Source organism: Nonomuraea sp. NPDC050153 (assembly GCF_044460125.1).
In the GTDB taxonomy this organism is placed as follows: domain Bacteria; phylum Actinomycetota; class Actinomycetes; order Streptosporangiales; family Streptosporangiaceae; genus Nonomuraea.
The window spans coordinates 100,306-125,300 of record NZ_JBITJQ010000003.1; the positions used below are offsets into that span (position 1 = coordinate 100,306).

21 protein-coding genes are annotated in these 24,995 nt (G+C 71.8%); 6 read left to right on the forward strand and 15 right to left on the reverse strand.

Going from position 1 to position 24,995, the window contains the following annotated elements; all coding sequences use genetic code 11:
* Window positions 1-50: 50 nt before the first annotated feature.
* The 6 genes from ACIBQ1_RS08695 to ACIBQ1_RS08720 all read right to left on the reverse strand — a co-directional run bounded on the left by ACIBQ1_RS08695 (window position 51) and on the right by ACIBQ1_RS08720 (window position 7,338).
* Window positions 51-2,537 carry a PQQ-binding-like beta-propeller repeat protein gene (locus tag ACIBQ1_RS08695; protein ID WP_397275700.1) on the reverse strand — a complete coding sequence of 829 codons (2,487 nt, stop codon included), beginning with the start codon at window positions 2,535-2,537 and terminating at the stop codon, window positions 51-53.
* Window positions 2,513-3,397, reverse strand: coding sequence for a hypothetical protein (locus tag ACIBQ1_RS08700; RefSeq protein ID WP_397275703.1), 885 nt, complete (start codon window positions 3,395-3,397; stop codon window positions 2,513-2,515). Before ACIBQ1_RS08700 ends, ACIBQ1_RS08695 begins: the two co-directional genes overlap by 25 nt.
* Window positions 3,394-5,073, reverse strand: a complete 1,680-nt coding sequence (locus ACIBQ1_RS08705; RefSeq protein WP_397275705.1) for a PQQ-binding-like beta-propeller repeat protein — start codon at window positions 5,071-5,073, stop codon at window positions 3,394-3,396. Before ACIBQ1_RS08705 ends, ACIBQ1_RS08700 begins: the two co-directional genes overlap by 4 nt.
* A gap of 38 nt (window positions 5,074-5,111) precedes the next feature.
* On the reverse strand, window positions 5,112-5,534 hold the full coding sequence (locus ACIBQ1_RS08710) for a hypothetical protein (protein ID WP_397275706.1): 423 nt from the start codon (window positions 5,532-5,534) through the stop codon (window positions 5,112-5,114).
* Between the two features lie 151 nt (window positions 5,535-5,685).
* Window positions 5,686-6,852, reverse strand: a complete 1,167-nt coding sequence (locus tag ACIBQ1_RS08715; protein WP_397275708.1) for an FAD-dependent oxidoreductase — start codon at window positions 6,850-6,852, stop codon at window positions 5,686-5,688.
* Window positions 6,853-6,870: 18 nt separating this feature from the next.
* On the reverse strand, window positions 6,871-7,338 hold the full coding sequence (locus tag ACIBQ1_RS08720; RefSeq protein ID WP_397275710.1) for an SAM-dependent methyltransferase: 468 nt from the start codon (window positions 7,336-7,338) through the stop codon (window positions 6,871-6,873).
* Between the two features lie 121 nt (window positions 7,339-7,459).
* On the opposite strand from ACIBQ1_RS08720, the gene ACIBQ1_RS08725 reads away from it, so the two are divergent.
* Window positions 7,460-10,186 carry a helix-turn-helix transcriptional regulator gene (locus ACIBQ1_RS08725; protein ID WP_397275711.1) on the forward strand — a complete coding sequence of 909 codons (2,727 nt, stop codon included), beginning with the start codon at window positions 7,460-7,462 and terminating at the stop codon, window positions 10,184-10,186.
* Here ACIBQ1_RS08725 and ACIBQ1_RS08730 read toward each other — a convergent pair.
* From ACIBQ1_RS08730 to ACIBQ1_RS08770, 9 genes are all read right to left on the reverse strand, one after another.
* Complete coding sequence (locus ACIBQ1_RS08730; protein WP_397275712.1) at window positions 10,183-10,431, reverse strand: cell division protein CrgA; 249 nt, start codon at window positions 10,429-10,431, stop codon at window positions 10,183-10,185. The genes ACIBQ1_RS08725 and ACIBQ1_RS08730 overlap by 4 nt on opposite strands.
* Window positions 10,432-10,472: 41 nt before the next feature.
* Window positions 10,473-11,447: a sugar-binding transcriptional regulator gene (locus ACIBQ1_RS08735; protein WP_397275714.1), complete on the reverse strand. Its 975-nt coding sequence runs from the start codon at window positions 11,445-11,447 to the stop codon at window positions 10,473-10,475.
* A gap of 74 nt (window positions 11,448-11,521) precedes the next feature.
* Window positions 11,522-12,517, reverse strand: a complete 996-nt coding sequence (locus tag ACIBQ1_RS08740; RefSeq protein WP_397275716.1) for a D-ribose ABC transporter substrate-binding protein — start codon at window positions 12,515-12,517, stop codon at window positions 11,522-11,524.
* A 16-nt stretch (window positions 12,518-12,533) separates the two neighbouring features.
* Complete coding sequence (locus ACIBQ1_RS08745; RefSeq protein ID WP_397275718.1) at window positions 12,534-13,616, reverse strand: ABC transporter permease; 1,083 nt, start codon at window positions 13,614-13,616, stop codon at window positions 12,534-12,536.
* Window positions 13,613-15,151 carry a sugar ABC transporter ATP-binding protein gene (locus tag ACIBQ1_RS08750; protein ID WP_397275719.1) on the reverse strand — a complete coding sequence of 513 codons (1,539 nt, stop codon included), beginning with the start codon at window positions 15,149-15,151 and terminating at the stop codon, window positions 13,613-13,615. The genes ACIBQ1_RS08745 and ACIBQ1_RS08750 overlap by 4 nt, the downstream gene beginning before the upstream one ends.
* Window positions 15,148-15,792, reverse strand: a complete 645-nt coding sequence (locus tag ACIBQ1_RS08755) for a DUF2291 family protein (RefSeq protein ID WP_397275721.1) — start codon at window positions 15,790-15,792, stop codon at window positions 15,148-15,150. Before ACIBQ1_RS08755 ends, ACIBQ1_RS08750 begins: the two co-directional genes overlap by 4 nt.
* Window positions 15,789-17,258 carry a glycerol kinase gene (locus tag ACIBQ1_RS08760; RefSeq protein ID WP_397275723.1) on the reverse strand — a complete coding sequence of 490 codons (1,470 nt, stop codon included), beginning with the start codon at window positions 17,256-17,258 and terminating at the stop codon, window positions 15,789-15,791. The genes ACIBQ1_RS08755 and ACIBQ1_RS08760 overlap by 4 nt, the downstream gene beginning before the upstream one ends.
* Window positions 17,251-18,204, reverse strand: coding sequence for a transketolase family protein (locus tag ACIBQ1_RS08765; RefSeq protein ID WP_397275725.1), 954 nt, complete (start codon window positions 18,202-18,204; stop codon window positions 17,251-17,253). Before ACIBQ1_RS08765 ends, ACIBQ1_RS08760 begins: the two co-directional genes overlap by 8 nt.
* Window positions 18,201-19,088 carry a transketolase gene (locus tag ACIBQ1_RS08770; RefSeq protein WP_397275727.1) on the reverse strand — a complete coding sequence of 296 codons (888 nt, stop codon included), beginning with the start codon at window positions 19,086-19,088 and terminating at the stop codon, window positions 18,201-18,203. The genes ACIBQ1_RS08765 and ACIBQ1_RS08770 overlap by 4 nt, the downstream gene beginning before the upstream one ends.
* Window positions 19,089-19,293: 205 nt before the next feature.
* On the opposite strand from ACIBQ1_RS08770, the gene ACIBQ1_RS08775 reads away from it, so the two are divergent.
* The 5 genes from ACIBQ1_RS08775 to ACIBQ1_RS08795 all read left to right on the forward strand — a co-directional run bounded on the left by ACIBQ1_RS08775 (window position 19,294) and on the right by ACIBQ1_RS08795 (window position 24,974).
* The gene (locus ACIBQ1_RS08775; RefSeq protein ID WP_397275728.1) at window positions 19,294-20,571 is read left to right on the forward strand and encodes an extracellular solute-binding protein; all 1,278 of its coding nucleotides are present in this window, start codon (window positions 19,294-19,296) and stop codon (window positions 20,569-20,571) included.
* Between the two features lie 72 nt (window positions 20,572-20,643).
* On the forward strand, window positions 20,644-21,585 hold the full coding sequence (locus ACIBQ1_RS08780) for a carbohydrate ABC transporter permease (protein WP_397276734.1): 942 nt from the start codon (window positions 20,644-20,646) through the stop codon (window positions 21,583-21,585).
* Window positions 21,582-22,421, forward strand: coding sequence for a carbohydrate ABC transporter permease (locus tag ACIBQ1_RS08785; protein ID WP_397275730.1), 840 nt, complete (start codon window positions 21,582-21,584; stop codon window positions 22,419-22,421). Before ACIBQ1_RS08780 ends, ACIBQ1_RS08785 begins: the two co-directional genes overlap by 4 nt.
* A 13-nt stretch (window positions 22,422-22,434) precedes the next feature.
* Window positions 22,435-23,427, forward strand: a complete 993-nt coding sequence (locus tag ACIBQ1_RS08790; protein WP_397275731.1) for a sugar phosphate isomerase/epimerase family protein — start codon at window positions 22,435-22,437, stop codon at window positions 23,425-23,427.
* Window positions 23,427-24,974 carry a DUF4038 domain-containing protein gene (locus tag ACIBQ1_RS08795; RefSeq protein WP_397275733.1) on the forward strand — a complete coding sequence of 516 codons (1,548 nt, stop codon included), beginning with the start codon at window positions 23,427-23,429 and terminating at the stop codon, window positions 24,972-24,974. The genes ACIBQ1_RS08790 and ACIBQ1_RS08795 overlap by 1 nt, the downstream gene beginning before the upstream one ends.
* Window positions 24,975-24,995: the final 21 nt, after the last annotated feature.

The following is a 24,995-nucleotide window of genomic DNA, read 5'->3' on the forward strand; positions in this document are numbered from 1 at the left end:
ATAACTGTTGAGTGTGACACAAAGTGCGCGGAAGCGCCATGCCGCCCCGGTCAGGAAGGGGCGTGGCCGGTGACGAGGGTCAGCCCGTCGTGTCCATGGGCCCTGGCCAGGTGGGTGAAGGGCCGGCCCGGGAAGTCCGTGACCGCGAGGGCCTGCTCCTCGGGCGTGAGCCGGTGCCAGCCGAGGAAGCGCGCGTCGTCGTACCAGGAGACGAAGGCGCCCGGCTCGAAGGGGATCTGGGCGGTCCGGGTGCCGTCCGAGGTCCGCCAGAGGCAGGTCTGGCTCGCGCGTTCGGGGCAGCGGGTGGCGAAGAGCAGGCCGGAGGGGGACGCCCAGTTCTGCCCGTCGATCAGCTTTCCCACGTTTTCGAGACGACGTTTCACGGTGCCGTCGAGATCGAAGAACGTGACGTCGAAGTCGTCGTCCGCGTCCTCGTAGTCGCTCAAGGGGCCGGACTGCACGGCGACGGTGCCGGCATCGCCTCCCCAGCGGAACCTGCCCGAGTAGCGGCCGCCGTCGGCGACGCGGACGAACCGGGGCCGCATCGTGGCCAGGTCGACGACCACGAACCCGGTGATCGTGCCCCGGTCGGTGGCGGTCAGCAGCAGCGTCCGGCCGTCCGGAGACCAGACGGGCGAGGCCACGCCCATGGGAGCCTCTACCGTCGGGATCCGGCGGACCGAGCGCTTCGCGGTGTCCAGGATCGTCACCGGGTCCCGGCCGCGCGACGGGTAGCTCTTGGCCGTCCGGGCTCCCCAGGCGCCGTCCGGCGAGAGCGCGTCCACCTTCTCGCCCAGCCGGGTGAAGGTCCCCTTAGCGCGGACGTAGGGATGCCCGTCGAGCAGGTACGCGATGACCACGGGCGGGGCCGTGACGTCCTGGGCCACCGTCACCTCCGTCCCGGGCAGGCGGGACAGTTCGAGCCGCCGCGAAGGCGCGGCCGGAAGCGTGGCCGGAAGCGTGGGCCGTGTCCGGACGCCCGGGCCCGCGTCGCGTAACCGGTCGGCGACGGAGCCGGCGAGCGCCGTCAACCGGCGCCGTACGGGGAGGTCGCCCGATTCCACGGCCGCCACCACCGGGCCGACGCGGAAGTACACGTCGATCGGAAGGGAGCCGCCCACCACGGCCTGGTCCCCGATCCCGGCGGCGGGAGTGCTCGCGTACGCGTCTCCCAGCGTGTCGATCATGGCCGCGGCCTCGTTCGGATCGTCGGCGACCCAGAGCACGCGGACGTTGAGCGAGCCGCCGCCCCGCTCGGTGTAGCGGCAGGTCACGGGCCTGGGCAGGGTGTATCCGTACAGGGTGTTCCGGGGCGTGCCGGGCGAGAACGTCCCTCCCGGCGGGAGCGCGCAGGCGTCCGGCCAGCGGCCCGGGTCCACGCCCCCGAGCAGCGAGGGGCCCCTGCCCGGCGGGACGCGCCGCAGGGCCGAGACGCGCACGCGGTGCGTCTGCCCCGCCGCCCGCAGGGCGCTGCCGGCATAGAGCCGCTGACCGGCCGACGCCAGCACTGTGGCCGGGGCGGGCAGGGTGTACGAGGTCGCCGCGCCGGTCCCGGGGTCGATCGAATCGACGACCGGGAACCCGCCGATCCCGGCCCGCGCTCCGATGCCGCCCTCGACCAGCTTCGCGTACGTCGGCGCGGGCCTCACCTGCCACAGGGGCGCGCCGCCCGGCCAGGACGTCGCCGCCAGCACGTCGTCCCGGCCACTGTGATAGCTCGTCAGCACGAGGCCGGGCCCCCGGGCCATGGCACATTGCGGCCAGCATTCCCCGTGGTGGAGCACGGGCCGCCCGCGGTCGTCGAAGAGAGTCATAGTGCGGTCGCCGAAGACCGCGATCACGCCGTCGGCCACCTGGAATTCGGGGGAGGTCCCCGCCGGGAGCGGGATCGAGCGGAGCGTCGTTCCCGTGGCGGCGTCCAGCAGGAGCACGCGCGGCGACCGGCCGCAGGCGAGGAGCAGCACCACGTCGGTGGCGCGGGCCGCCGAGCCGGAGACGTCGCACCCGGCGGGCACGCCGAAACTCCACACGTCGCGGCCCGTCCCGGTCGAGATCCCCTTGATCGTGCCGGCCTCCAGATCCTTGACGGCGAACACTCGGGATCGGGCAGCCGGTGGTCTCCGCCAGCCCGGCGGCAGGGACGTCCTCGGCCTGCGCCAGAGCTCCTTGCCGGTGACGCCCGACACCGCGATCAGCTCGTGCCTGCTGTCCGCCCGGGTGAGCGGCCGGTAGTAGTCGATCAGGACGACGTCCGAGGCCAGGTCCCAGCCCGTGGCGGACGCGGTGGTGAGCTGGTGCCTCCACCTGGGGTGCCCGTCGTCGACTCCGAGCGCGAGCACGCCCCGCGCGGTGCGTACGAGGAAGTCGCGGGAGGTCAGGGCGTGCTCGTAGCCCTCACCTGTCATGGGTATGTCGGCGTGCCAGAGCGGGACCAGCCGCGCGCTCGGCCGGGCGTCGACCGGCGCGCTCGCCGGCACCAGGACCAGGCCCAGGAGGAGGGCGGCCAGGAGGCCTAGGGTCTTGGCGGCCTGCGACACGGCTCGTTCCTCCCCCAGGCCCGATAGCCCGCGCCGAGGTAGCTGGGATCGCCGTAAACGGTGGCGTACGTCTTGGCCTCTCCCGTGATCCTGAACGGCTGCCCGTCGGCCCCGCCGAAGAACGAGCTCGTGGGCTGCTCGTCGGCCTTGTAGACGTAGATCACCTCGATGTCCCACTCGTACCAGCGGCGCGCGGCCGTCACGGAGAACTCGACCGTGACGCGCTCGCCGTCGGCCAGGTCGATGCTCTTGGGCAGGTACCGCGAGCCTCCGCCTTCGGGCGTCTGGAGATCGAGGTTCGCCTTGACCTTGTACTCGGTCCCGTCCCCCTGTGAGGGAACGGTGAGGCAGGTGCCCGTGGGGACGGGCCCGGAGCGGCGGACCCGGGGCCGGACGTCGATGATCCTGACGGGCCGGCTGCGCCGCCCCTGGAGGACGATGACCACGTCCATCTCTCCCACGCGCGCCGCGTGATGGCGTGAGAGCAGCTCGGTCAGCTGCTTGAAGTTCGGGCCGCGCAGCAGCACGGCGTGATCGCCGGGCGGCAGCCGCTCGTACGTCGCCACGGAGTCCGTCACGTAGAGCCTCGACGTGACCGTGCCGGCCAGCACCGGTGCGCCGGCCAGATCCCGGGCCGTGTCCGCCAGCGTGGGCCACATGCCGGCCGCCACGCCGCAGAGCGCCAGCACGACACCGGCGGCGACGATCCGCACGAGCGAGCGTCCGCGGGCACCCCGCGAGATGATCGTCACGTCCCGTGCGGACGTGATCTGGATGTTGTCCCCGCCCACCACCGAATCGCGCAGCACGGGTGCCGCGGCGGCCGGTTCGCCCGGTTCGGTGCCGGGCGGGCGGGTCATGCCGCCGCCCGGAGGCCATCGGCCGCCGCGCGGGCGAGCCGCACCGCGACCTCGCGGTCCCCCGCGCCGTCCATGCGGACCAGCGTGCCGCCCACCCGGATGATCACCGCGTCGGCCAGGTCGCTTTCGACGAACAAGCGCATCCAGGGCTCGGGGCTGGAAATCCGGCTGGAGTCCCCCTCGCCGTACTTGGCGGCGATGGCTTCGAGTATCGTCTCCGCCTCGCCCGCCGTCGCGCCCACCCACAGGACGCTGAGCGTGAGCACGGGGTGCTCCGCGTCGGCGGGGACCAGGTCACAGCCGGTGGGCGTGCTCAGGCCGAGTTCGGGCGGGCCCGGCCGGGGGAGGGACCGATAGCGGACCTTCGGGAACTCGGCCGCCAGCGCGGCGGGCGGGACGAGGGAGCACGTGTCCGGCCAGCTCCGGCGCTCGACGCCGCCTCTCGCCGTGAGGCCGGGGTCGGTCACCGGAGGCGGGACCGTCCTGTACGCCAGCAGCGGCTTCGCGTCTTCGTCCGAGCCGGGGGCGGTGAGCAACGCGTACCGGCTGATACCGATCACGTCCTCGTAGACCGGGATAGTGGCGACAGGCGTCTGCTTCCCCGTCGCCGGATCCACCGCCACGATGACGGAGCCTTCGAGCGTGGCGGCGAGCCGCCTGATGCCGTAGATCCTCCCGTCGACCAGCTCGACCGTATCGAACTCTCCAGCCTCGCCGTGGATGGGGGTGACGCGGCGCGAACGCCGGTCCACCGCGTCCGCCACCCTGGACTTGCTGACGTCGTCCTGCCGCACGACCAGCAGCCCCTCGGCCGCGGCGGCGAACCAGCACGGGCACGTCTCCTCCGCCATGTGCTCGTAGAGCCGCCGCCCGTCGGCGTCGTAGACGGTGAAGGCGTTGCCGCTCTCCACGCCGATCGCCCGGCCGGAGACCGTGATCAGGGGAATCCCCGACGGGAAGACCTCCTGTTCCCACAGGTGACGCCCGGTGGAGACCTCCAGTACGCGCAGGCGGGCGTGCCCGCCGCAGTTCATCAAGAACGCGGCCACCGACTCGTCCGCGTCTCCCGACTCGACGTGGCATCCGGGGGAGGCGGCCGACTCCCACCTCTGCTGCCCGTTCACGGCGTCGAGAGCTCTCACCACGCCGATGGAGGGGATCTCGATCAGCACCCGTCCCCCGCCGACGCCGAGATAGCTGAAGAAGGGGTCGGGCATGCCGGAGCCGTAGGACCCGGACGCGAGATTCCACAGGATCGCCCCGGTGCGCCCGTTGAAGGCGAGGAGGCTGTTGCCCCGGGGGTCCTCGTCGGCGCGCCGGGCCGCCGCGACGACGTAATCACCGGTGGCCTCCAGCGATTCTTCCGGCGGCGTGTATCCGCCGGCGTCCGACGTGCCGAAAGACCACAGCCGCTGACCTGTCACGGCGTTCCTGCCCTCGACCTGCTCGCCGTGCGTCAGGACCAGTACGTCGCCCAGGAAGAGCACGCCGGGCCAGTCACCACGGAAATGGGCCTGCCATAAAAGGGAACGAATGCCGGCGGTAATGGCCGGTCCCTGCCTCGTCACAGGAAAACGCGGAGGAGCGGGAGGCGCCGGGGCGAGAATCGCGAGGCAGGCGAGGCACAACAGGGCATGCCACACCCATGATTCGCGAATCCGCCATTCCCTGAGCACGAGATATACCTGCGTGGAACCCGGACCCGGCAAACGCTTCAGCGCCGCCGGATGTCGACATCCCGCGCCTGCCCAATCTGGATGTTGTCACCGGATATCGAGCTGCCGGAGACTATCTGGCTGCCGTCGTTGGCGGCGATCGCGCCGGCGGGGGCCGTCCGCAGCAGCTCCGTGACGTCCTTGACCAGCTCGGGATCCGCGGCGAGGGCCCTTTTCAGCTGGCCGCGCAGCGCCGCGACGATGTCCTCGTCCTCGGGCGTCTCCACCACGTCCTGTACGGCGGATTCGATGCGGTCGCGGCTCTCCTCCCGGTTCATGAAACGTCGCAGCAACCGGCGCCCGAGATTCACCGACTCGTCGGCCGCCAGGTCCTGCGTTCTGGTCAGCACCGCACCGCCGTACGCGCCGATGGCCGCCGTTATGTAGGGCATGACCTGGCCGGCGATCGTAACGATGTCCATGCGCCCTCCTTGTCTTCTTATTTCATCGACTCCGGCCAGGAAAAGGGTTACGCCATTCGCCGCGGGCGCGCTCGGGTTCCTCGGGTCGGCGGTGGCCACGCTGGCCTTGGACCCGGCGCTGATGGTGCACGTCGCGAGCTGAAGGAGCGGGCTACGAATCGGCCGTGGCCAGCTCGGACAGGTTCATCGCCATCGCGTGGTGGACCGCGGGGACCCAGTCCAGCGCGCGCAGGGCGGTGTTGCGCAGGGAGCGCAGCGGGCCGTTGCCCATCGTCGCGATCTTCGTCATCCGGTGGGTGAAGGCGACGACGTCCTCCGCGACGGGACGGCGCTCCGTCCCGTACGCGTCCAGGACCGTCTCGGGAGCGCCGTCGCGCAGCACCGCGGTGAGCTTCCCGGCCAGGGTGAGCGCGTCCTGGATGCCGGTGTTCATGCCCTGGCCGCCGGCCGGGCTGTGGACGTGGGCCGCGTCCCCGGCCAGGAAGATCCGGCCCGCCCGGTAGCGCTCGGCCAGCCGGTGGTGGACGCGGAACCGCGAGCTCCAGACAAGATCCGTGACCGTGGCCGGGTGGGCGCGCGGACCGCGGGTGTCGAGGAGCGCCTGGATGTCGGCGACGCCGGGGTGTTCGGGGGCCTCGTCGAGCGTCGCGACGATCCGGTGGCGGCCGCCCGGCAGCGGGGCGACGACGGTCAGCCCTTCGGGGGCGAAGTACAGGGAGACCTCGTCGGCGGGGCCCGCCCAGTCGAGGCGGACGTCGGCGAGCACGAACGACTGGGCGTAGGTGTCTCCCCTGAACGCGATCCCGGCCTGCTCGCGCACCGTGCTGTGCATGCCGTCGGCGCCGACGGCGTACGAGGCGCGGATCAGGCGGCCGTCGGACGTCGTGGCGGTGACCCCCGTGGCCGTCTGCTCGACGGCCGTGACCTCGTACGGGCGGTGGACCGTGCCGCCGGCGGCCAGGAGCCGGTCCAGCAGCACCTGTTCGGTGATGTCCTGGGGCACCATCAGCGTGTACGGGAAGTCGGTCGGCAGCTTGTCGAAGGCCACGGTCAGCAGGACCCGGTCGCGGTCGCGCACGGTGAAGCGGGGCACGATGACTCCCCTCGACACCAGCTCGTCGCTGACGTCGATCGCGCGCAGCACCTCCAGGGTGCGGGCGTGCACGACCGCGGCGCGCGAGGTGTTGGCGCCGCTCTCCGCCCTGTCCACGACGACGGCGTCCACGCCGTGCCGGGCCAGCGAGGTGGCCAGGGCCAGGCCGACCGGGCCCGCGCCGACGATCAGGACGTCCGTTTCGGCCGGAAGCTGTGCGTTCATACGGCGATCTCCCTTGTCTCAGTAGTAGTTGCGCATCAGTTCGGTCGCCCAGGCGGGCTGCACGGTCTCGCCCTGCGGCCCGAACTCCGCCATGTAGGGCTTGAGATCGAGGACCGGGCTGCCGGCGATGGCGTCCAGACCGCGTACGCGCACGTCGAGGCCGTCCACGGCGAGCAGGCGGCAGCGGGAGACCCCCAGCCGGTTCGGCCGGTTCTTGGCCCGCTGCGCGAAGATGCCCACCGGCGGCCAGCCGGGATTGCCCCTCGGGCGGCGAGCCGAGGTGTGCACGGACTCCGGGTCCACCAGGTGGAAGAGGAACACCACCTCCAGGTGCGAGAACGCGTCCAGCCCCGCGAGGGAGTCCGGCCGAAAGCGCGTCCCGTCGAGGCGGATCAGCGCTTCCTCGGTGTTCCAGTCGTCGTCGAACGCCTCGGTGCGCCCGCCCACGACGGTGCCCACGGGTTGCAGGGTGACGGCGTGCTCCACGGCTTCCTCCAATGTCCGGTTACCGCTCACGACCGTACGGGCCGGCCCGCGCGCGTGAATAAGTCACGATGACCGGGCTGCTCGCGGCCGGCGGACGCCGCTTAGGTAAGGTCGGGGCATCATGATCGGGCGAAACGCCGAGATCGCCCTCCTCAAGGGGATGATCGCCGAGTCCGGCACCGGCCGGGGCAACGCCGTCGTCGTGTGCGGCGAGGCCGGGATCGGCAAGTCGGCGCTGCTGGCGGAGGCCGCCCGGGCGGCGGGCGACGACGCGCTGGTGCAGCGGATCACCGGCGTGGAGGCCGAGGCCGAGCTGCCCTTCGCCGCCGTCCATCTGCTGCTGCGCCCCGCGCGGCACCTCGTCGCGGGGCTCCCGGACGCGCAGCGGGCGGCCCTGCTGGGGGCGTTCGGCGAAAGCCAGGGCGGCGCCCAGGACCGCTTCCTCGTCGGGCTGGCGGTGCTGACCCTGCTCGCCGACCTCGCCGAGGAACGTCCCCTGCTGTGCCTGGTCGACGACGTGCAGTGGCTGGACCGTGCGTCGGCGGACGCGCTGGTGTTCGCGGCGCGCAGGCTGGAGGCCGAGCGGATCACCATGATCCTGGCCGCCCGCGACGACGGGGCGGAGCCACCCGTCCATGGCATCCCGGAGCTGCGGCTCGCCGGTCTCGACCGGGCGGACTGCGAGACGCTGCTCGCCGAGTCCGCCGACGATCTGGTGGCGGAGGTGCGGGACCGGGTGATCGAGGAGGCCGGGGGCAACCCGCTCGCGCTCCTGGAGTTCGCCGCGGCTCTCGGCCCCGAGCAGCGGGCGGGCCGGCTGGCTCCGCTGCCCCTGCGGGCGCCCAGGCTCTCCCTGCCCGGACGGCTCGAACAGTCGTTGCGCGCCGCGATCCGGCGGCTCCCCGAACCCACGCAGCTGCTGCTCCTGGTCGCCGCGGCCGAGGGCTCGGGCAGCCTGGAGCTCGTCCTGCGGGCCGCGGCGGGCTTCGGGGCGGGACTGCCCGACCTGGAGCCGGGCGAGCGCCATCACCTGGTGCGGATCTCCGACGACCGGTTGCGCTTCCGCCATCCCCTGGTCAAGACGGCCGCCTACCACGAGGCGCCGCTCGCCCGGCGGGTGGCCGCCCACCGCGCGCTGGCCGACGCCCTCGACGGTGACGAGCACGCCGACCGCAGGGCCTGGCACCTGTCCGCCGCCGCCGTCGGGCCCGACGAGGAGACCTCGGACGTGCTGGCGGCGGCCGGAGATCGCGCCCGCCACCGGGGCAGCCACGCCTCGGCCGCCACCGCGTACGAGCGGGCGGCGCAGCTGACCGTCGACCAGGAGCGGCGGGCCCGCAGGCTGGCCGCGGCAGCCGAGGCGGCGCTGGGCGCCGGGCAGCTGGACCGCGCCGGCGCCGCGGCCGACCGGGGGCGGCGGCTGAACCGGGACCCCGTGGTGCTGGCCCGGCTGGTCGCCGTGCGGGCCGCGGTCGACTCCGAACACGGCAGCCCGGCACCGCCGGCGCTGATCGACGCGGCCGCCGGCATCGCCGGCAGCGCGCCGGCCGACGCCGCGGCCCTGCTCGCGACGGCCGCCGGCGAGGCCTGGTTCGCCGGTGACCATGCCGCGCTCGCGCGGGCCGCGGACCTGCTGGAATCCCTCCCGCCGGGCACCAGCGCCGTGGCGGGGGCGGTGCGCGGAATGGAGCGGGTGGCGGCGGGCGATCCGGCCGCGGGCCTGCCGCTCCTGCGCGCCGCCGTCGCGCTGCCCCACAGCGCCTCAGACCAGGTCGGCGGCACGTACGCGGTGTTCAGCGCGCTGATGACCGGCGACGACGACGCGGCCTGCGAGCTGGCCGCCGCCCGGGTGGCCGCCTGCCGCGAACAGGGCCTGATCGGGGCCCTGCCGCACGCCCTGCAACTCCTCACCCAGGCGCAGATCCTGCGCGGAAGCCACGCGGAGGCGGCCGAGTCGGGTGCCGAGGCCTGGCAGATCGCGCGTGACACCGGCCAGGCGGGCCGGCTGCGGCACCTGCACGGCATCCTGGCGCGGCTCGCCGCCGTGGAGGGCGCGGACGACAGGTGCGTGCGGCTGGCCGGGCAGGCCGAGGGCTCCGCCCGGGAACGCCACGGATCAGGCTGGGGCGGCTGCGCGCTGACCCTGCTCGACCTGGTACGGGCCCGGTACGAGGCGGTGGCGGACCGGATGGCGCGGGTCCTCGACGGCCCGCTCGGCCACACCGTGATCGTCACCTTCGCCATAGCCGACTACGTCGAAGCCTGCGCCCGCCTGGGTGATCCGGCGCGGGCCTCCGGGGCGTTCGCCCGGTTCGACGCCTGGGCGGCGGCCAGTGGCCGGCCGTGGGCCACCGCGGTCGCGCACCGCTGCCGCGCGCTGCTCGCCCCGCGCGGTGAGGCCGAGGCCCACTACGGCGCGGCGCTCGAATGGCACGCCCGGGGCGGGCGGATGTTCGAGCAGGCCAGGACGGAGCTGCTGTACGGCGAATGGCTGCGGCGGGCGCGCCGGCGCTCCGACGCCGGGGCGCAACTGCGATCGGCGATGGGCCGCTTCGCCGCGCTGGGCGCCGCACCGTGGGCCGAACGGGCCCGCACGGAGCTGGCCGCGACCGGCGCCCGCGCCGACCTGCCCGAGCTCGGCGTGGAGGCGAAGCCGCTCGACGCGTTGACCCCCCAGGAGCTGCAGGTCGTACGGCTCGCCGCGGCGGGCGCCACGAACCGGCAGATCGGCGCGCAGCTCTTCCTGAGCCCGCGGACGGTGGGATTCCACCTGTACAAGGCGTACCCGAAGCTGGGGATCTCCTCGCGCGCCGAGCTGGCGGGCCTCGACCTCGGCCGTCCCGCCTAGGGGCGGCGCGCCGACCGCACGATCACCGTCACCACCAGGGCGAGGGCGAAGGCCGCGCCCAGCAGGAAAAGGGTGAACCCGGCCAGCAGGTTCCAGTTGCCGAAGTCAGCCAGGACCGGGAGGGTGGGGTCCAGGTAGTACAGGACGATCCACGCCACGCCGACGAACCACGAGACGCCCATCGCCGCGGCCAGGCGGCGGGCCAGGCGGTTGATCGGTGCTTCGCGAGCCTGCTGATCGGACACCGGAATCACACTCCTGTTCGGATGGATCCAGCCTAACCGGATCAGGCGCAGAGCAGGCGAGCGATCGTCAGATCGGTGATGAGGACGTTGACCCAGCCGCCCTCGATGGCGGCCTTGATGGCGGAGAGCTTGCGCATGCCGCCCGCGACCCCGACCCGCCGTTCGACGGCGCGGAAGGTCGGCGCGTCGATGCCGATGACGCGCTGGTCGAAGCCCGAGTCGACGGGTTTGCCCGTGGAGTCGAAGAAGTGCAGGCAGACGTCGCCGACGGCGCCGAGCCCGCGCAGCTCCTCCTGGTCGGCCTGGCTGACCGCGTTGCCGCTGCTGAGCAGCAGCGGCGAGGGCTCCAGGCTGCCGATGCCCACCAGCACGACGGTCAGGTCGTGCCACTGCGCCTGGACGTCCTTCACGCTGGGGTCCTCCTGCAGCGCGTCGCGGATGGCGGTGGTCGCGACGACGCCGGGCAGGGGCACGAAGACCGGCCGGGCGTAGGTGAGGTTGGCCAGGCGGGCGACGAGCCGGGTGGCGTGCACCTGCGCCTCCGGGCTGCCGACCCCGCCGACCAGCTGGATCACGCGGTCGGCTACCTGGGAGTTCTTCTGCGGCAGGCGTTCGACCGTGGCCAGCAGGGTCTCGCTCCAGGAGGAGATGCCGATCACGTCCCCGCCGGTGAAGGTGACGCCGAGGTAGGCCGCCGCCGCGGAGGCCAGCGGCGGGATCACGTCGTCCTGGTAGTCCTCGATGTCCACGACCACGGCGTCGCGCAGCCCGTACCGGCGCTGCAGCTCCTCCTCCAGCTCGGTGTGCACGCCTTCGGGGAGCGTGACCACCGTGCGGACCATGCCCCGCGTGACCGCCTCCTTGAGGAGACGGGACACGCGGGGTTGTGAGATGTTGAGCGTGGCGGCGATCTCGGGCTGGCGCATGTTCTGCTCGTGGTACATGCGCGCCACCCGGGCCAGGAGTCGCAGGTGATCCTTGGTCGTGTCGCGCCTACGTTCCGCGTTATGGACCACCGCGCACCGCCTTTCTATTCACTCCTGAATGAAGCCTATTGTCCGAGCCGGCGTGGTGAGGACCTCCGGCAGGGTCACTTCCTGGCGAACACTCCGAACTCGTCGGCGTTGTCGGCCGTGACGAGCTCGCAGTCGATGGACTGCTTCTCGTCCTTGCCTGTCTTGCCGGTCTTGATGAACTGGTCGGCCTGGTCCACGGCGCTGGTCGCGCCGAGCGCGGCGGGCTGCAGCCCGGTGGCGTGCATCTCGCCCGCCTTGATGGCGGCGATGGCGTCGGGGCTGCCGTCGAAGCCGACGACCACGACCTTCTTCAGCAGGCCGGCGGCCTTCAGCGCCGCGACCGCGCCCAGGGCCATGGTGTCGTTGCCGGCGATGACGCCCTGGATGTCGCGGCTCTTCTGGATGATGGTCTCCATCTTGGTGAACGCCTCCTGCTGGTCCCAGTTGGCGCTCTCCTTGGCCACCGGCTTCATGTCCGGATACTGGGAGATCACGTCGGCGAAGCCCTTGGAGCGGACGCTGGCGTTGGTGTCGGACTCCTTGCCGACCAGCTCGACGTAGTTGCCCTTGCTCTTCATGGCCTCCACGAACGACTGCGCGACCAGCTGGGCGCCCTGGGAGTTGTTGGAGACGATCTGGGCCTTGGCGATGCCGGTGGCGTTGATCTCCCGGTCGATCAGGAAGACGGGGACGCCGCCCTGCGCGGCCTTGCGGACCGGCCCGATGGAGGCGTCGGCGCCCGCGTTGTCCAGGATGATCGCCTTGGCCTGGCGGGAGATGGCGGCGTCGATCAGTTCGCTCTGCTTGTTCGGGTCGTCGTCGTGGGAGGCCACGGACGTCTGGTAGCCGAGCTTCTCGGCCTGGGCCTTGGCGGCCTCGGCCTCGGCCTTGAAGAACGGGTTGTCGTGCGACGGGGTGATGATCGCGATCAGACCGCCGCCGGCCGCGGCGCTGCTGCTGCCCGCCGTCGCGGTGGTCGCGGGCTGGTCGCCGCCGCCGCCGCAGGCGGTCAGCGTGGTGCAGCCGAGCAGGACAGAGAGGGCCAAAGTGACAATGCGGGTGGGGGGCATGCTGTCTCCTTGTGGTTCAGTCGTGCTTCTTGCTTGCGGCGACCGCCGCCGCGGCGGCTCCCCGTCGCTTGAATCGCTGCTGGCCCTGGTCGAGCATCACAGCGAGGATGATGACCGCGCCCTTGATGAGGATCTGCCAGAACGTCGACACGCCCAGGATCACCAGGCCGTCGGCGAGGAACCCGATGACGAACGCGCCGACCAGGGTGCCGCGCACGGTGCCCCGGCCGCCGCTGAGCGCGGCGCCTCCGATGACCACCGCCGCGATGGCATTGAGCTCGTACGTCTCCCCGGCCTGCGGGGCGGCCGAGGTGAGCTCCGAGGCGATGATGAGCCCGGCGACCGCCGCGCAGGCCCCGGAGATCACGTACACGATGGTCTTGACCCGCCGGATCGGCACGCCGGACAGGTCGGCGGCCCGCTCGTTGCCGCCGGTGGCGTAGAGCCAGCGGCCGAACGGGGACTTGGCCAGCAGCAGCACCGCCGCCACGGCCAGCAGGATCATGATCCAGATGGAGGTGGGCAGGCCGAGCGGGCGCCCGCTGCCGAGCAGCTCGAAGCCGGTGTTGCCGAGCGCCGGGTTGCCGCCCAGGTTGGGGTAGGTGGCGCCGTTGGAGATGAGCATCGCCGCGCCGCGGGCCACGTACAGCATGCCGAGCGTGGCGATGAACGGCGCCACGTTGAAGCGGGTGACGAGGATCCCGTTGAGCAGGCCGATCGCCATGCCGACCGAGACGCACAGCACGATCACCACCCACACCGGCGGGTAGGCGATCACGCCGCCGACGTGCAGCCCCTGCAAAAGCTCGCCGGCGACCACGCCGGACAGGCCCACGATGGAGCCGACGGACAGGTCGATGCCGCCCTTGAGGATGACCAGCAGCATGCCGATCGCGATCACGCCGTTGATGGCGACGTGCTTGGTCATCGTGATCAGGTTGGGGACGGTGAGGAAGGAGTCCGACAGCACGCCGAAGATCACGATGAGGACGGCGAGCGCGATGAAGGCACGCAGCTCGAAGGCCACGTTCAGCAGCGAGAGGCGGCGGGCCCGGGTGGCGGCCTGCTCCGGGGCCGCGGTGGTCGCCGTCGCCGTCATGACGAACCGTCCTGAGTTCCGCCGTCGGACACGCGCATCAGTTCCTCCCTGGTCAGCTCGCCGCGCCGAAACTCGCCGACGAGGGCGCCGCGGGCGAGCACCAGCAGCCGGTCGGGGATGTGCAGGGCCTCTTCGGCGTCGGATGTGGTGAACAGCACGGCCAGGCCCCGCCTGGCCTGGGCCGCCATCAGCTCGAAGATGTCGGCCTTGGCGCCCACGTCCACGCCGCGGGACGGCTCGTCCAGCAGCAGGACGCGCGGCCCGGTCAGCAGCGCCTTGCCGATGATCACTTTCTGCTGGTTGCCGCCGCTCAGCGACCCGATGGCCGCCTGGGCGCCGCTGGTCTTGACGGTGACGTCGGTGATGGCGCGGGTGACGGCGGCGCGCTCGCGCTCCTGGGAGACGAACAGGCCGCGGACGAACGTGCCGAGCGCGGCCAGCGACAGGTTCTGCCCGACCGACATGGTCTGTACGAGGCCGTCGCGCTGGCGGTCCTCGGGCACCAGCACCACGCCCCGCCCGATGCGGTCGCGGATCCCGGCCTCGTGCAGGGGAGCCCCGTCCAGCAGCACCTCGCCGGAGGAGGGCCGCAGGCGGCCCGCCAGCGTCTCCAGCAGTTCGGTGCGCCCGGAGCCCATCAGCCCGTAGATGCCGACGATCTCGCCCGCGCGCACGCTGAGCGACAGCCCGTTCACGGCCAGCCGGTCGGGGACGGCCGGGTCGGCCACGGTGAGCCCCCGGACGCCCAGCGCCTCCTCGCCGAGCACCGGCTCCCGGCTGGGGAACAGCGTGTCCTGGTCGCGGCCGACCATCTGCTCGACGATCCAGCGGATGTCGACCTCGCCGGCCCGCGCCGTGGCGACCAGCCGCCCGTCGCGCAGCACCACGACGTCGTCGGCGATCTCCAGTGCCTCGTCCAGGTGGTGGGAGATGTAGACGACGGCGACGCCCGCGGCGGTCAGCTCCCTGATCACCCGGAAGAGCACGTCGACCTCGGGCGCCGTCAGGGCCGAGGTGGGTTCGTCCATGATGAGGACGCGGGCCTGCTGCAGCAGCGCGCGGGCGATCTCCACCAGCTGCTGCTGGCCGAGGCGCAGGTCGCCGACGAGCCGGTCGGGGTCGACGTCCTCCTCCAGTCGGTGCAGGACCGCGGCCGTGGCCGCGCGCTGCGCCTTGCGGTCGATGGAGCCGTACGCGGTGCGGACCTCGCGGGCCAGGAACAGGTTGTCCTGGATGCTGAGGTTGGGGCAGAGGCTGAGCTCCTGGTGGATGATCGAGATGCCCTGGTCGGCCGCGTCGCGGGACGAGTGCAACCGCACGGGCCGCCCGTCCAGCTCGACGTCGCCGGTGGTGGGCCGCTCGATCCCGGCCAGGATCTTCATCAGGGTCGACTTGCCGGCGCCGTTCTCGCCGAACAGCGCGGTCACGCGGCCGGGCGCGACGGCGAAGTCGACGCCCTTGAGGGCGTGCGTGCCGCCGTACACCTTGGTGACCTCGCAGGCCCGCAGGACCGGGCCGGGGGCAGGGGCGGTCATGAGATCGCCACCGGGGTGATCGTCACAGTCTGCGGCGTCAGCAGGGTGAACGCCCCGGTGACGGAGATCTGCCTGCCTTCCAGGGCCGTCGCGTCCAGCCCTTTGAGCAGCTTGTCGCGCATCTGGTTGTTCAGGGCGGTGGCGGCGTCGGCGTACTCCACCTGGTTGGTGAACTGGCCGAACGTGATGAATCCCACCGCGTCGCGCAGCGCGGTGCCGTTGATGGCGGGGCCGGTCTGCACGGAGACGCGGGTGCCGTCCGGCAGGCCCTTGACGGTGACGGGGAGCAGCCCGGACCTGGCCGCGCCGGCCTCGCCGGTCACCTTGACGGCGAAGGTGTAGGGGCCGGTGCCCTGGCGCTTGCCGTACTTCTGGCTCGCGGCGTCCTTGCCGGCGGCCAGGGCGTCGAGCAGGACGGGCAGGTCGACGGCCGCGCTCTTGACGGCGGGCACGACCTTGGCCTCGTAGTTCTGGGCGCCGAACGCGGCCGGGTCGAACTTCTTCGGTGCCGCCGCGGCCGCGGTCTCGGCCGTCCGGTACTCGGTGCTGACGGCCATGAGGACGATCAGCACGGCGACGGCGGCGGCGATGATCCAGCGGATCGGGACGCGCCGATGGGGGGTCGGCGCCGTTGCTGTCATGTGGTGTTCCCTTCTCCGGAGGGCTGGGATCTGCGCACGGCCTCGTGCCAGGCGGCCTTCCTGGCGGCGCGTTCCGTCTCGTCCAGGGTGGGCTCGAACCGGTCGGCGGGCCGCGGGCGCCGTTCCAGCTCGTCGAGCGTCCACAGCTTGGCCGCGAGCCCGGCGGCGTCGGCCACGCCGAGGCACGACAGGTCGTGCTCGCCGGGGCGGGCGACGGCGCGTCCGCCGAGGTCGGCCTGCAGCCGCATCATCCGGTCGCTGCGGGTGAGCCCGCCGTCGGCCATGAGCACGCTCACCTGGCCGACGGCCCGCTCGATGGCCGTCACGACGTCCTCGACCTGGAAGGCGACGGCCTCCAGGGCGGCGGCGACGAGCTGGCCGCGCCGGGTGCCCAGCGTCAGGCCGGACACGACGGGGGTGGCCGCCGGCTCCCACCACGGGGCGCCGAGCCCGCCGAAGGCCGGCACGAAGTGCACGCCGTCCGGGCTGGCGTCCGCGGCCTCGGCCAGCAGCTCCTCGGTGCGTACGCCGAACAGCTCCGCGAGCCAGCTGACCGTGCGCCCGGTCGCCCGGATGTTGCCCTCGACGCCCAGCACCCGGCCGCCGATGTCCCAGGCGACGCTGCGGCACAGCCCGGGGGCCTCACCGCAGTCGCCGATGGCCATCACGGAGGAGCCGGTGCCGTACGTGGCCTTCACCACGCCGGGCCGCCAGCCGGCATGGGCGAACATCGCGGCGTGCGAGTCGCCCATGACCGCCAGCACCGGCACCCCGTCGGGCAGCGGCGCGAGGTCGCGGGCGGCGGGGAAGGCGCCGCAGGAGGCGACCACCCGCGGCAGCACCTCGGCCGGCACCTCGAACACCTCCAGCAGCCGCGGGTCCCAGTCCCCGGTCCCGACGTCGAGCAACTGGGTGCGCGAGGCGTTGCCGACCTCGATGACGTGCTCCCCGCCCAGCCGGCTGAGCAGCCAGGAGTCGACGGTGCCCAGGCACAGCTCGCCCGCCCGGCCGCGGCGCCGGTCCGGATCGTACGTGTCGAGCAGCCAGCGGGCCTTGAGCGCGGAGAACATCGGGTCCAGCGGCATCCCGCTCACCGACCGCACCAGGCCGGCGGCCCCGGTGGCGGCCAGCTCGCGGCACTGGGCGGCGGTGCGCTGGTCCTGCCAGCTGATCAGCGGCCCGACCGGCTCGCCGGTGCGGCGCTCCCACAGCACCAGCGACTCGCGCTGGTTGCTGAACCCCACGCCGGCGACCCGGGCGGCCAGTTCGGGGCTGACGCAACCGGCGACCGCCCGCCGCACGCTCTGCCACAGCTCGTCGGCCGACTGCTCGACCCAGCCGGGGCGGGGCTGGGCCTCGGCGACCGGCACGACGGCGCGGGAGACGACCCGGCCGGCCTCGTCCACGAGCAGCGCCTTGGTGGAGCTGGTGCCCTGGTCGATGGCCAGGATGAGCGGGCTAGCCATGGCGCAGCAGGTCCTTGACGGCGCTGACGATGCCGTCGGCGGACAGGCCGAAGTGGTCGAGCAGGAAGGCGGTGTCGCCGGTGGGGGCGAACACGCGGGGCACGCCGAGGATGCGCATGGGGACGGGGTGGCGGGTGACGACGGTGGCGGCGACGGCCGCGCCGAGCCCGCCGCTGATGGTGGCCTCCTCCGCGGTGACGATGCCGCGGGTCTCCCGGGCGGCGGCGACGATGGCGTCCTCGTCCAGCGGGTCGAGGAAGGGCATGTTGAGGACCCGCAGGTAGATGCCCTCCTCGCGGAGCCGGGCGGCCGCCTGCAGCGCGCGCGAGGTCAGCGAGCCGATGGCGATCACCGTGGCGTCGTCGCCGTCGGCGAGCAGCACCGCCCTGCGCGGCTCGAAGGGCGCGCCCTCGGGCGTGACCACGGGCACCTTGAACCGCGGGATGCGCACGTAGCTGGGCCTGCCGGAGGCCGCCGCCCAGCGGACGGCGGCGCGCGTCTGGACGGAGTCGGCCGGGACGATCACGTCGAGCCCGGCGACCGCGCGCATCCAGGACAGGTCCTCGATCGAGTGGTGGGTGGGGCCGAGCTCGCCGTAGGCCATGCCCGGGCTCTGCCCGCAGAGCACGACGTGCGCCTCGCTGTAGGCGACGTCGGCCTTGATCTGTTCCAGGGCGCGGCCCGTGAGGAACGGCGCCGCCGCGCACACGAAGGGGATCTTGCCGGCGTTGGCCAGCCCCGCGCCCACCCCGACGAGGTCCTGCTCGGCGATGCCGACGTTGATCAGCCGGTCGGGGAAACGTTCCCGGAAGCCGACGAGGTTGCTGGAGCCCACGGAGTCGTTGCAGACGGCCACGATCCGCTCGTCCTCCGCGGCCAGGGCCAGGAGCTCCGCGGCGAAGTCCTGGCGGCAGTCGAAGGCGGTCTGCTGGTCGGTCAGGGTCATCGCGCCAGCTCCGCGAGGGCCGCTTCGACCTGGTCGGGGCTGGGCACCTTGTGGTGCCACTCCACCCGGTCCTCCATGAACGACACTCCCTTCCCCTTGATCGTGTGGGCGATGACGGCGACCGGCCTGCCGGTGGACGAGCCGCTCATCGCCTCCAGGAGGGCGAGGTGGTCGTGTCCGTCGACCTCGCGTACCTCCCAGCCGAAGCTGCGCCATTTGTCGTCCAGCGCGCCCAGGGCGTTGGTGTCCTCCGTCCTGGCGCCCTGCTGCAGCCGGTTGCGGTCGATGACGGCGGTCAGCGACGACAGGCCGTGGTGGGCGGCCGCCATGGCCGCCTCCCAGTTGCTGCCCTCCTGCAACTCCCCGTCACCGAGCACCACGAACGTGCGCCAGTCCGCGCCGTCGAGCTTGGCGGCCAGCGCGCACCCGGTGGCCACGGGCAGGCCGTGCCCGAGCGCGCCGGTGTTGGTCTCGATGCCGGGGACCTTGATGCGGTTGGGGTGACCGTTGAGCGCCGACAGCGGGGCCATGAAGGTGTCCAGCTCGGTCGCGGGGAAGAAGCCGCAGTGGGCGAGGGTCGAGTACAGGGCGGCCGCGCAGTGCCCCTTGCTGAGCACGAAACGGTCGCGCCCGCTCCAGTGCGGGCGTTCCGGATCGACGGACAGCACGCCGTAGAAGCAGGTGACCAGGATGTCGGTGACGGACAGGTCACCACCGACGTGCCCCATCTGGGCCCGGTCGATCATGCGGATGATGCTCCGGCGCACCTCTGTGGCCAACTGGTCCAGCTCCGCGGCCGCGGTGTGCCGGTCGGCCCGGCGAATCCGTTCGGCCGCCTGGCGATAGACGGCCGAACGCGTCGGATCGGCAGCAAGCAACATCATCACCGGGCCACGACTTGAATATCTATTCCGATATGACTAGGCATATTTTGAAGCTAAGGCCGGGATCGCGTTCATGTCAATGAGGTGCAGAAGCTTGCGACTCACCTGCTTCTTGACGGCTGTATGTCGCCGACGTTACATTCCGCTCGAATAGACAGGCGGTATTGAATAGCTATTCAATCGCCTCCAGCCCTCTGGAGAAGCAATGAACACCCCAAGCAAAGCGGCAGCGCTCGCGGCATCCGTGCTGCTCCTGGCCGCCTGCAGCGGCAGAGTCCAAGACGACACCAGTGCGACCAGCGGGGGGCAGGTCAAGCTGAGCTGGTGGATGGTCACGCAGAACGCGGAGACGGCAGGCGCCGCGTTGAAGTCGATTATCGGCGACTTCGAGAAGCAGAACCCGAACATCAAGGTAGATCTTCAGTACCGCGCGGTAGACGCGCACAAGGACGCGCTGCGGACCACGGCCGGCAGTAGCTCCGGGCCCGATATCTACTACAACTGGGCCGGCCCCGGCCTCGGCGGCGAGCTGGTCAAGTCGGGCGTGAGCCTCGACCTGAGCAAGTACTACCAGCAGTACAAGTGGGCCGACCGGTTCAACCCGTCGACCCTGAAGGCCTACACCCAGTACGGCGGCTACCACGGCGTGCCCTGGACGCAGCGCACCGAGGTCGTCTACTACCACAAGGACCAGTTCGCCAAGGCGGGCATCAGCGCGCCTCCCACCACGTACCAGGAGTGGGCCACGGCCGCGCAGAAGCTCAAGGACGCCGGGCTCACCCCGATCACCATGGGCGGCAAGGACAACTGGCACGTCATGCGCCTGCTGGACACGTTCATCGAGACCAACTGCGGCGCCGAACTGGGCGACAAGCTCAACACCCGCGCGACGAGCTGGGCCAGCCAGCCGTGCGTGGACAAGTCCTTCGAGCAGCTCAAGCAGTGGTCGGAGAACTACTTCAACAAGGGCTTCGCCGGCCTGCCGGTGGCCGAGGCGGGCGCGATGTTCCACTCGGGCAAGTCGGCCATGCAGCTTGAGGGCGACTGGTTCACGCAGCAGAACATCGACGCCGGCGACGACCAGAACAACGTGGGCGTCTTCCCGATGCCCACGGGCACCGACCGGCTGTACGGCTTCTCCGAGGGCATGTACATCAGCAAGACGAGCAAGCATCCGGACGAGGCCGCCAAGTTCCTGGACTTCTTCACCTCCGCCGCCGTGGAGGGCAAGTACCTGGGCGTCTTCTCCTCCGTACCGGTGAACAAGGACACCAAGGGAGCCAACCCGCTCGCGCCGATCAACACGCAGATCGCCGAGCTGACCGGCAAGGCCAAGGGCTTCTTCCTGAACAACGACCAGAACTTCCCCACCGACGTGACGACCGAGTACTGGCGGATCCAGAACGGGGTCACCAGCGGCTCGATCGCCCCCAAGGAGGCGGGCGCGCTGCTGCAGAAGTTCATCGACACCCACAAGGACTGACCAGCCGTGACCGGCCGGGGGATCGTTCCTCCGGCCGGTCCGATCAACCGAGGAGGAGCGGCCTTGGCCACCGTGTCCACCGCCCCGACCACGTCACGACCCACCCACCACTCGCACCGCCCCCGCACGCCGCGCCGCAGCCTGCCCTTCCTGGGCGCGCTGCCGTTCCTGGCGCCCGCGCTGGCGCTCTACGGGATCTTCCTGCTGTTCCCCATCGTCTCGGCGATCTACCTCAGCTTCGTGCGGTGGAACGGCTTCCCCACCGTGCCGCAGATCTGGGCGGGACTGGCGAACTACCAGGACATCTTCACCAACGACACGGTCTTCCACACGGCCCTGCGCAACAGCGTCATCTGGGTCGTGCTCTCGCTCATCGTGCCCACGGTGCTCGCCCTGCTGCTCGCCCTGGCCCTCAACCACCGGCTCCTCGGCCGCAACCTGCTGCGCTCGGCGTTCTACATCCCCGCCGTGCTGGCCTCGATCGCCGTGGCGACCATGTGGACGTGGATCTACAACCCGAACTCCGGCCTGGTCAACAGCACGTTGACCTCTCTCGGCCTCTCGTCGCGGATCCAGGACTGGCTCGGCGACCCGCAGATCGCCCTCTACTCCGTCTTCGTCGCCTTCGTCTGGCAGACGACGGGCTTCTCCATGGTGCTGTTCCTGGCCGGGCTGCAGACGGTGCCGGCCGATCTCGTCGAGGCGGCCAAGCTGGACGGCGCCTCCGCCTGGCAGACCTTCCGCAACGTCACCCTCCCGGCGCTGCGGCCCACCTTCACCGTCGTCCTGGTGCTCACCGTCATCAGCTCGCTCAAGGTGTTCGACCTCATCGTGGGCATGACCAACGGCGGCCCGGCCCAGTCGAGCCAGGTGCTGGCCCTGTGGTCCTACAGCCAGTCGTTCATCAACCACAACTTTGGAGGGGGCAACGCGCTGGCCGTCGTCCTGCTTGTGATCACCTTGGCGCTCGTCCTGCCGTACCTGCTGTGGACCTTGAAGGAGGACGAGCGATGACCGCTGTCCGCCGGTTCAACTATCCGCTCATCGGCCTGTGGATCGCGCTGGTCGTCACCGCGCTGATCTGGCTCGCGCCGTTCGCCTTCATGGTGCTGACCTCCCTGAAGTCCACCGCCGACATCAGCCGCTCCTCGGTCTGGGCGCTGCCGGAGGTGTGGCGCTGGGACAACTACACCGCCGCCGCCGAGCGGGGCGAGCTGTGGACCGTGGCCGGAAACAGCGCCTACATCGCGCTCGTCAAGGTGCCGCTCGGCCTGATGGTCTCGGCCGCGGCGGCGTTCGCCATCGCGCGGCTGCGCTTCAGGCGGCACCGGATGCTGCTCATCGTGATCACCCTGGGCGCGATGGTGCCGGTGCAGGTCGCCATCGCCCCGATGTTCACCACGCTGTCCAGCATGGGGCTGCTGAACTCCACGAGCGGGATCATCCTGCCCTACCTGGCGTTCGGCATCCCGTCCCAGGTGTTCTTCCTGTACGGGTTCTTCCGCTCGCTGCCCCGCGAGCTCGACGAGGCCGCCCGCATCGACGGCTCGGGGAACTGGCGGCTGTTCGTCGGGGTGATCCTGCCGCTGGCCAAGCCCGCCCTGGCCGCCCTGTTCATCCTGGACTTCGTCGCCACCTGGAACGAGTACGGGATGGCCCTGGTGCTGCTGCAGGACCAGGACGTGCGTACGGTGCCACTGGCGCTGCAGGCCTTCCAGTCGCAGTTCGCCTCCAACTACGGGCAGCTCAACGCCTTCATCATCATGTCCATCCTCCCGGTCCTCATCGTCTATCTGATGTTCCAGCGCTTCTTCACACAAGGCGCCCTCGCCGGCGCGATCAAGGGATAGGAGACCATTCCGCATGGCAGCAGAACCACTGTTCGGCGCCGGGCTCTGGCACTTCGGGCAGTTCCGCGACCGCTACGCCACGGACGGGTACGGCCCGCCCGTCTCCACGCTGGAGGCGATCGACCGCGCCGGCCAGGTCGGCAGCCTGTCCGTCGTCGACATCAACTACCCGTTCAACCCCGCCGACCTCGACGTGGACCAGCTGGAGGACCGGCTGAAGGCCAACGGGCTGCGGGCCATCGCGCTGACGCCGGAGATCTACACCAGGAAGTTCTCCCGCGGCGGCTTCACCAACCCCGACCCCGCCGTCCGGCGCGACGCCATCGAGCTGGTCAGCGAGTCCGCCGACCTGGCCCGCCGCCTCGGCTGCGACTACGTCAAGCTCTGGCCCGGCCAGGACGGCTGGGACTATCCCTTCCAGGCCGACTACAAGGCGCTGTGGCAGATGTCCATCGACGCTGTGCGGGAGCTGGCCCAGCGCCACCCCGACCTGCGCTTCGCCATCGAGTACAAGCCGCGCGAGCCGCGTAACCGGATGACCTTCTCCTCGGCCGCCCGCACCCTGCTGGCCATCGAGAAGATGGACGTGCCCAACGTCGGCATCCTGCTCGACTTCGGCCACTCCCTGTACGGCCTGGAGTCCCCGGCCGACGCCGCCCAGCTGATCCTCGACCACGACCGGCTCTACGCCATCGACGTCAACGACAACTTCAGGGGCTGGGACGACGACATGGTCGTCGGCTCCATCCACCTCGTCGAGACCTTCGAGTTCTTCCACACCCTGCGCCAGGCCGGCTGGCAGGGCGTCTGGCAGCTTGACCAGTTCCCCTTCCGCGAGGACTCGGTGGAGGCCGCCCGGGCCGGGGTAGAGGTCATGCGGACGATCTGGCGGGCCCTGCAGGTCCTCGACGTGGACGCCCTGGCCGAGGCGCAGGCCCGTCAGGACGCCCTGGCCGCGCAGCGCATCGCACGGAAGGCGCTGCTCAGCGCCCAGGTGGACGGCTGATGGGCGACGTGGCGCGCGTCGGGGGCGCCTGGCGCGAGGTGGAGATCACCCTCACCGCCTCGGCCGACCTCCCCGACGCCTACACCGCCGTCGAGGTGTGGGCCGACTTCACCCACGACACGGGGCTGTCCCTGCGCCGGCCCGCGTTCTACGACGGCGGTCGCACCTGGCGGGTCCGGTTCAGCTCGCCGCTGTCGCACGGCCGCTGGCACTGGACCACCGACGCGTCCCTCGACGACCGCGGGCTTCGCGGGGCGTCCGGGATCATCGAGGTCGAGGCCGTCGAGCCGCCCGCGCACCGGTTCCGGCGGCACGGCTTCTGGACGATGTCGCCGGGCGGGCGCAGCCTCGTCCACGCCGACGGCACTCCGGCGATCATGGTCGCCGACACCGCCTGGGGCCTGCCCTGGCGGGCCACCGAGGAGCAGGTCCGCGTCTACGCGGCCGACCGGCAGGCCAAGGGCTTCAACGCGGTGCTGCTGATGTCGGTCCAGCCCGACATGCGCGCCGTCGGCCCGCGCGACCGCTCCGCCGACGAGGGCTTCGACGTGGCCTTCGAGGACCTGCCCACCGGCCACGTCAACGCGCTCAACCCCGCCTACTTCCAGTACCTGGACCGGCTCCTGGACATCCTCGTGGAGCACGAGATCGTGCCGGTGCTCCAGCCGGTCTTCCAGGGCTTCGGCTGGAAGGGGCTCGACGTGGCCGGCACGGTCGTACCTCCCGAGGAGTACGCCCGCTACTGCCGCTACCTGGTGGCCCGCTACGGCGCCCGCCCCGCGATCTACCTCGTCGGCGCCGACGGCTCCGGCCGCGAGCCGCAGATCGCGGCCGGCGGCGCCGAGGTCCACGCCTGGGACTGCTACGCCCAGCCCACCGGCATCCACTACCGCCCGCACGCCGACAACCGGGCCTGCCAGGACGCCGACTGGCTCGACTTCCAGTGGTGCCAGACCGGCCACGGCGGCGAGCACGTTCCCGAACGGGTCGCCGTCATGCGGCGCGACACGCCCGTCAAGGCCGTCGCCAACGGCGAGCCCACCTACGAGCAGACGCGCAGCGCCACCAACGCCGCCGGCTGGTGGCAGGGCCACGAGGCGTGGAGCAACCTGTGCGCGGGCGGGGCCATGGGCGTCGTCTACGGCGCCGCGAACATCTGGCAGTGGAAGCTCCACGCCGACGAGCCCGGTCACGAGCCCTACTTCCTGGCCCCGTCCGGCGGCTGGCGCGAATCCCTCGACTTCGAGGGCTCCACCTATGTCGGGCTGCTCGGCAAGATCCTGGACGGCCTGCCCACGACCGACATGGAGCCGGACTGGGAGACGTTCATCAGCCCGCGTGCCCTGCGGGTGCCCGGCCGCCTGCAGGTGGTCTACCAGGAGAACGGCGGCGCGCTGCGCCCGACGCGTGAGGACGGGCTGCCGAGCGCCTATCGCGTCGTCGACCCGCGCACGGGCCAGGTCGTCGTGAGCGGCCGGCGCCGCCCCGGCGAAGCCGTCGAGGACGAGCGCCACGTGGCCCGCGTGGTCATCTTCTGCGACGAATGAGCCGCCCGCCACGCCTTGGAG